Annotated in this window: 9 protein-coding genes; 6 read left to right on the top strand and 3 right to left on the bottom strand. The window is 62.2% G+C overall.

Annotation, left to right across the window (positions count from 1 at the left end):
• Nucleotides 1–925, bottom strand: a 925-nt coding sequence (locus tag ENZ74_RS18215; protein ID WP_164761077.1) for an Ada metal-binding domain-containing protein, incomplete at its 3' end; no start/stop codon positions are given.
• Between the two features lie 130 nt (nucleotides 926–1,055).
• Between ENZ74_RS18215 and ENZ74_RS18210 the strand changes: the two genes are divergently transcribed.
• Both ENZ74_RS18210 and ENZ74_RS18205 read left to right on the top strand, forming a co-directional pair.
• Nucleotides 1,056–1,352 carry a type II toxin-antitoxin system HigB family toxin gene (locus ENZ74_RS18210; protein ID WP_063170283.1) on the top strand — a complete coding sequence of 99 codons (297 nt, stop codon included), beginning with the start codon at nucleotides 1,056–1,058 and terminating at the stop codon, nucleotides 1,350–1,352.
• Nucleotides 1,352–1,750, top strand: a complete 399-nt coding sequence (locus ENZ74_RS18205; protein ID WP_024501642.1) for a type II toxin-antitoxin system HigA family antitoxin — start codon at nucleotides 1,352–1,354, stop codon at nucleotides 1,748–1,750. Before ENZ74_RS18210 ends, ENZ74_RS18205 begins: the two co-directional genes overlap by 1 nt.
• Nucleotides 1,751–1,765: 15 nt before the next feature.
• Here the strand turns inward: ENZ74_RS18205 and ENZ74_RS18200 are convergent, their stop codons facing one another.
• Nucleotides 1,766–2,458: a helix-turn-helix domain-containing protein gene (locus ENZ74_RS18200; RefSeq protein WP_024501641.1), complete on the bottom strand. Its 693-nt coding sequence runs from the start codon at nucleotides 2,456–2,458 to the stop codon at nucleotides 1,766–1,768.
• Nucleotides 2,459–2,634: 176 nt separating this feature from the next.
• On the opposite strand from ENZ74_RS18200, the gene ENZ74_RS18195 reads away from it, so the two are divergent.
• Nucleotides 2,635–2,961: a DUF1330 domain-containing protein gene (locus ENZ74_RS18195; RefSeq protein WP_013530739.1), complete on the top strand. Its 327-nt coding sequence runs from the start codon at nucleotides 2,635–2,637 to the stop codon at nucleotides 2,959–2,961.
• Nucleotides 2,962–3,082: 121 nt separating this feature from the next.
• The gene (locus ENZ74_RS18190; protein WP_181172688.1) at nucleotides 3,083–3,613 is read left to right on the top strand and encodes a hypothetical protein; all 531 of its coding nucleotides are present in this window, start codon (nucleotides 3,083–3,085) and stop codon (nucleotides 3,611–3,613) included.
• 60 nt (nucleotides 3,614–3,673) lie between these two features.
• On the opposite strand, the gene ENZ74_RS18185 is transcribed toward ENZ74_RS18190, so the two are convergent.
• Nucleotides 3,674–4,123 (bottom strand): ester cyclase, encoded by a 450-nt coding sequence (locus ENZ74_RS18185; protein WP_063170282.1) that lies wholly within the window; start codon nucleotides 4,121–4,123, stop codon nucleotides 3,674–3,676.
• A gap of 255 nt (nucleotides 4,124–4,378) precedes the next feature.
• Between ENZ74_RS18185 and ENZ74_RS18180 the strand changes: the two genes are divergently transcribed.
• Both ENZ74_RS18180 and ENZ74_RS18175 read left to right on the top strand, forming a co-directional pair.
• Entirely contained in the window at nucleotides 4,379–4,480 is a 102-nt protein-coding gene (locus ENZ74_RS18180; protein WP_013530742.1) for a hypothetical protein, read from the top strand.
• 137 nt (nucleotides 4,481–4,617) lie between these two features.
• Nucleotides 4,618–6,143, top strand: a 1,526-nt coding sequence (locus ENZ74_RS18175) for a diguanylate cyclase (protein ID WP_127287499.1), incomplete at its 3' end; no start/stop codon positions are given.

The following is a 6,143-nucleotide window of genomic DNA, read 5'->3' as shown; positions in this document are numbered from 1 at the left end:
CGCCTATGCGATGCGCGATCTCGGCATAGGAAACCGTTTGGCCGGCGGGGATGGCGCGCAAGGCCTGCCAGACGCGCTGCTGGAACGCCGTGCCGCGGACGTCGAGCGGCAGGTCGAGGCCGAGCGCCGGAGCCTCGACGAAACCGACGACGCGGGCGACCAGCGCCTCGTAGTCGCGGTCGCCACCGATCAGCCGTGCCCTGGGGAAACGGTCCTGCAGGTCGCGCACCAGCGCGTCGGGATCGTCGCCGAGCAGGATCGAGGCGACGCCCTTTTGGCTGGACGCGACCAGGATGGTGCCGAGCGAGGTCTCGCCAACGGCGAAGCGGATCTCTTCATGGGAGCCGCCGGCGCGATAGCGCGTCGGCGTCATGCCGAGCATACCAATGGATTTCTCATAGAAACGCCCGCTCGAATTGAAACCGGCATCGTAGATCGCAGCCGTCACGCTGGTGCCGTCTTCCAGGCCCTGGCGGACCCTGGCGGCGCGGTGTGCGGCGGCATAGTCCTTCGGCGTCAATCCGGTGACCGCCTTGAAGATGCGGTGGAAATAACCGGCGCTGCGGCCGGCGGCATCAGCCAATTCAGCGAGCGAGGGTTCTTCCTCGCTCTGCTCGATCCTGCGGCAGGCAGCGGCGACCATCGCCGCGTTGCCGGCCTCGAGCGACGGGCCATGTGGATCGCAGCGCCGGCACGGGCGAAAACCGGTCGCCCTGGCCTGGTCCAGCGTGTCGTGCAACTGCACATTTTTCGGATTGGCGCGCCGAGACGGACAGGAAGGCCGGCAATAGACGCCCGTCGTCGCCACCGAATACCAGAATGCGCCGTCAGCGGATTTGTCGCGCGCGACGATGCGCGCCCAGCGCGGATCGTCGGTGATTTGCAGCGGCGCGGACTTCAGATTCTTGGCCAGGGTGATGAACATGACCGCATTGAAGCCACCACAAGCCGGCCCCGCCACCCGTTTCCTGACAAGTGCCTGGAGAACCTCACTTGCCTTTCCCAATTTGGGAAAATCCTCTTGTTCCCAATTTGGGAATTTGCTATATCAGGTCATGCAGATAATTGCCAAGAAGGCGCTGAAGGATTTTTGGGCAAAACACAATCAGGCCGAAGCTCCTTTGACGGCTTGGTATGTGGCTGTCGGGAATGCTGATTGGAAGACCCCGGCTGACGTCAAGTATGCGTTTGGAGCGACAGTTGATTTCGTAGGTGACAATCGCATCATTTTCGACATTAGCGGCAACAAGTATCGTTTGATTGTCCACGTCGCCTACAAGTTTCACCGCGTTCTGATCAAATTCGTCGGCACGCACAAAGAGTATGACAAGATTGATCCGGAGAAGGTGTGATGGAAAACATTCGACCCATTAAGACCGAAGCCGATTACGATTGGGCGATCGCCGAAATCACTAAATATTTCGAAAATGAGCCGGAGGTCGGCTCTCTCGATGGTGACCGGTTCGACGTTCTCGCAACCCTGATCGAGGCTTATGAGGATAAGCACTACCCGATTGAAGCACCGGATCCCGTTGAAGCCATTCATTCGCACATGGAACTGTTCAACCTGTCGCGGAAGGCGCTGGCCGAGGTGATCGGATCATCACCCCGGGCGACCGAGGTGTTGAACAAAAAGCGCGCACTCACCCTGGATATGGTCTTCAAACTGAACAAGGAATGGAAAATTCCCGCCGAAGTCCTCGTGCAACCCTATCACCTTGCAAATGACAGGGGCCGCAGGCGCGCCTAACATGCACCGATTCTCCTAAGCCGCGCGTTTGGGCTCCACCGCGAACGGGCTGAGGCCGAGCCAGGTCTGCATCTTCCTGCCGATGGCCTGGTCGCCGGTCAGGGCAACCCTGGCGCCGGCCTTCTCGACGGTCAGCACTCCCATCCAGATCGCCGTCATCGTGTGCAGGTCGGTCGAGACGTAGAGATCGACATCGAAGCCCGGATCGTACCAGCACAGATCGACCTCACCGTGCTTCTCGACGATCAGCCACCACGACCGTTTGGACGCCGGGAGATCCTGATACAGGAATTGTATCACCGTGCGCCCTTCAGGCAGCGGCGAGGGGTTTAGATTGCGCCGCATGTCCCACATCAGCAACGACGGATCGAGGTTCTTCAGCGACAGCCGGGATTCGACCCATTTCTGCCCCCAGAAGCCCATTGCCTCGACGACAGGACGCAAATCCCGGCCGGCTTCCGTCAGCCGATATTCGAAGATGCCTTTTTCGCCCGGCACTTCCTTGCGCTCGACGATCCCGGCGATCTCAAGTTCCTTCAGCCGTTGCGACAGAAGGGTCGGCGACATTTTGGGGACGCCGCGGCGAAGATCATTGAAGCGGGTCGAGCCGGCCACCAGTTCACGCATCAGCACCATGGTCCAGCGGGTGCACAGCACCTCAGCGGCCATCGATAGCGGACAGAATTGTTTGTATCCGTGCTGGCTCATGATTGGTGCCTCTCCCTCAAACCTGACCGAATATTAGGCCTTCATGAATGAAGCGGCCAGTACGGAAACTGTACTGCCCCGGTACAGATCGCGGACTGGTTGGCGAGGGTCCTGCCATGCGAGCCTTTTGGCCGGTTGCACGGGATACGCCTGTGCACCGCAACCAGGAGACCACCATGACCGCCTACGTTATCGCAGACATCAAGATAAACGACCCGCAGTGGGTGCCGGCTTACGCCGCCTCGGTGCACGATCTCGTCCACAAGCATGGCGGCAGATATCTGTCGCGCAGCGGCAATGTGAAAACGCTTGAAGGCAAGCCGCTCGATACCACGCTGATCGCGCTGATGGCGTTCCCGTCGGAAGCGGCGGCGCGCGCCTTCACCACCGATCCTGCCTACGCGCCCTTCGTCTCGGCCCGTCAGGACGGCAGCGACAGCCGTTTCCAGATGATCGACAACACCGATCTGGCCGGAACGATCCCGTATCTGCCGAAGGGATGATCCTTTTCGGTAGCCGTTACATCAATTTCGGGATCTCCAAGCAACAACAGCCACAGCGCTTGCCTGCCGGGCCTCCGTATTTTCGGCGGCCGGCCAGCTGTGCTTTTTCAAGAAGAATGGAATGAAGATGATATCAAACTTTCGCAGCGGACTTCTTATGGCGGGGACCATGCTGGCAATCTGCACCACCCTCGCGCAGGCGCATCAGGAGCCGGCTGAAGCTGCCTCCGGCCCGCTGGCCGACAAGGTGCGGGCTGTCAACAGCCGGTTTGTCGACGTCAAGGCAGCGGTATCAGAGGGCTATGCGCCTATTCCTTGTGCCAGCGGCATCACCGGCGGCGCCATGGGCATCCACTATGTCAACGGCCAGTATCTGAAGGACGACAAGATCGACATCGCCCGTCCCGAAGCTGTGATGTACGAGCCGATGGCCGATGGCACGCTGAAGCTGGTGGCGGTCGAGTACATCACTTCGAAAGGACCGGCATCGTTGGACGGCCAGCTGTTCAATTTCAACAGCGCCCCCAACCGCTATGGCCTGGGTGAATTCTACGAGCTGCATGTCTGGGCCTGGAAAGGGAACCCGACAGGCACGTTCGCCGACATGAATCCGAAAGTGTCATGCGAGCACGCAATGGCGCCGAGCCAATAAGCAATGAGGCCAGGCGGCATTGACGCCGCCTGGCCCGAACGATCGTTTTGCCTGATCGCCTCAGGCGGTCTTGATCAGACCGAGCTGGGTGAGGGCGGTGACGCCGTCATCGAGGCCGATTTCCTCGACGATCCTGCCGTCAACCACCTTCAGCACCGTGGTGCCGGTGAAGCGCATGGTGCGGCCGGTGGCGGCCGGCAGCGAACCGACGAGGAAGTCGCCGAAGGCTGGGCCGGTATGCGTGCCGCCGCCCTCCCACTGGCCGACGACATAGTCGCCCTCGGCAATCAGGTCGGCGGTGGCCCAGAAGTTGAGGTCCGGGAAGGCGGCGCGGAAGTCGGCCATGAAGGCCTTGATGTCGTCGCGGCCGCGGCGCGGCTCGTGCAGCGAATATTTCAGCAGCATGTCGGGTGCCGCGATCTCGTCGACGACCGACAGATCGCAACGTTCACCCCAGAAGTGGGTGAACCATCTGACGACGACGGCCTTGTTGTCTTCTTGCTTGGTCATTGGAAGGTCCTTGTTGTTGTCGTGCATGGGATCATCGGCGCCGCCGATGATCCAGGGGTCACCGGCTTGCGCCGCTGACCTGGGCAGCAGTAGGACGATCCGCCAGACACAAAACTCCGGTTCCTGCCGGCCAATCGAAAAGGCGGGTTCGGCGCCGGGCAGGGCCGCCTGGGCCGGAACCCGTTCCGCTGAGCCCAAGCATGGCTGCCCCGCCTCAGCTAGACCCTGGAAATCGGATGGCCACGGGAGAAGGCGATGGCAATGAAGAAGACCTATGAAAAGCCGAGGCTCGAGAAGCGCGAAAGACTGTCCGGCGTGACGGCGGGCAATGTCGTGTCGTCGACCTGGGGAAATTGACGGCTGCCTGGAGTAGTTCGGTACGGCCTTGATGAACAGGGGCTCCCAATCAGACGTCGACACTCCGCCCGCGCGGTAACTGTTTCTTCTCTGGTTTTGCCGCAGATTGCGCCGCGGTGGAGCAGGCGAAGCAGACGATGGCGCGTCAGGGTAAGAAAAGTCGCAATGGAACGTTCTGGGCAAAAGCCCTGGAGCGCGCGCATCTTGGCGTCTGGGACTGGGATCTTGTGACCGGCGACTGCTTTTATTCCGCGACCTGGGCGCGGATGCTAGGCTACGATGAGAGCGAATTGGCCAACACCAGCGACCTTTGGCTGCAACTGACCCATCCCGACGACCGCGAGCGGGCGCTGGCCAGCGGCGACCGCCACATTGCCGGCCTGACCGACGCCATCGAGACCGAATTGCGGCTGAAGCACAAGCAGGGACATTGGGTATGGGTGCTCGATCGCGGCGGCGTCGTCGAGCGCGACGCGATGGGAAAGCCGCTCAGGCTGATGGGTGTGCAGACCGACATCTCCAAGCAGAAGGCCGCCGAGGCCGAACTCGAGCAGGTCAATGTGCGGTTTCGCCTGGCGCTCGCCGCCAGCGGCACCGGCATCTGGCACCACGACCTCGCGGGCGGCAAAAGTTATTGGGACCAACGCACCAGGGAGATTTTCGGGCTCGTCTCCGACACCGCCGAAGTCGAGCGCGACCACTGGTTCGGCTATCTGCATCCGGACGACAAGGAGGCCGCGTCGCGCGCGCATCTGGTGCCGCTCGAAACGGACAAGGTCACCGCCGTGCAATACCGCATCGTGCGGCGCGACGGAGAGGTCCGGCACATAGAATCCCTGCTGCGTTTCATCGCCGACCCGCAAATCCGGGACCGCCGGCTGGCGGGGCAGATCCTGGGCACGGTGCGCGATATCACCGAAGACAAGCAGCGCGAGCAGGAGCTTGCCTATGCGGCCCGCCATGACGCGCTCACCGGTCTCTTGAACCGCGCCGCGTTCGACCGGCTGCTGGCCGATCATATCGCGGCCGCGCAGTTGCTGCCGCTTTCCGTGTTCTATGTCGATCTCGACTACTTCAAGGCGCTCAACGATTTTGCCGGCCACGCGGCCGGCGACCTGGCACTGAAAAGCGTTGCGCAAGGCATTCTGGGCTGCCTTCCCGCGACGGCGCATGCCGCGCGCCTGGGCGGTGACGAGTTCGCGCTGCTGATGCCCAATTGCGATGCGGCGCAGGCCGGGCGGCTGGCCGACGCGGTACTTGCCGCGGTTCGCGATGCCGAACTTGGATCGACGGCCACGTCGCGCAAGCTGGCGGCCTCGATCGGTATCGCTTTCGTCGATGACGCCGACACGACGGTGGCCGACGCGCTGGCCTGTGCCGACGACGCCTGCTATGCGGCCAAGGCCGCCGGGCGAAACCGATTTGCCGTCTTCTCCACCGATACGGCATCGGGTTCGGGTGGCCTCAACGCGGCGCGCATCGTCGCCGATACCGTCGATGCCATGGAAGACGGCAGGCTGAAGCTGTTTGGCCAGGAAATCCATCTTCTGGGCCGTCCCTGGCAGGAAAGCCGTCATGTCGAAGTCTTGGCCAGGCTCGCCGCACGCAACGGCCGGCTGGTGCCACCCGGCGAGTTCATTCCGGTGGCCGAGCGGTTCGGCAT

Source organism: Mesorhizobium sp. M7A.F.Ca.CA.002.15.2.1 (genome assembly GCF_003998715.1).
Lineage (GTDB): Bacteria > Pseudomonadota > Alphaproteobacteria > Rhizobiales > Rhizobiaceae > Mesorhizobium > Mesorhizobium ciceri.
The sequence above is the reverse complement of the archived record's forward strand: the minus strand, read 5'-3'. Positions and strand labels throughout refer to the sequence as shown.

Coding starts and splice junctions, on each gene's coding strand:
- ENZ74_RS18210 (WP_063170283.1), top strand. CDS start 1,056: ATGCAGATAATTGCCAAGAAGGCGCTGAAGGATTTTTGGGCAAAACAC.
- ENZ74_RS18205 (WP_024501642.1), top strand. CDS start 1,352: ATGGAAAACATTCGACCCATTAAGACCGAAGCCGATTACGATTGGGCG.
- ENZ74_RS18200 (WP_024501641.1), bottom strand. CDS start 2,458: ATGAGCCAGCACGGATACAAACAATTCTGTCCGCTATCGATGGCCGCT.
- ENZ74_RS18195 (WP_013530739.1), top strand. CDS start 2,635: ATGACCGCCTACGTTATCGCAGACATCAAGATAAACGACCCGCAGTGG.
- ENZ74_RS18190 (WP_181172688.1), top strand. CDS start 3,083: ATGAAGATGATATCAAACTTTCGCAGCGGACTTCTTATGGCGGGGACC.
- ENZ74_RS18185 (WP_063170282.1), bottom strand. CDS start 4,123: ATGACCAAGCAAGAAGACAACAAGGCCGTCGTCGTCAGATGGTTCACC.
- ENZ74_RS18180 (WP_013530742.1), top strand. CDS start 4,379: ATGGCAATGAAGAAGACCTATGAAAAGCCGAGGCTCGAGAAGCGCGAA.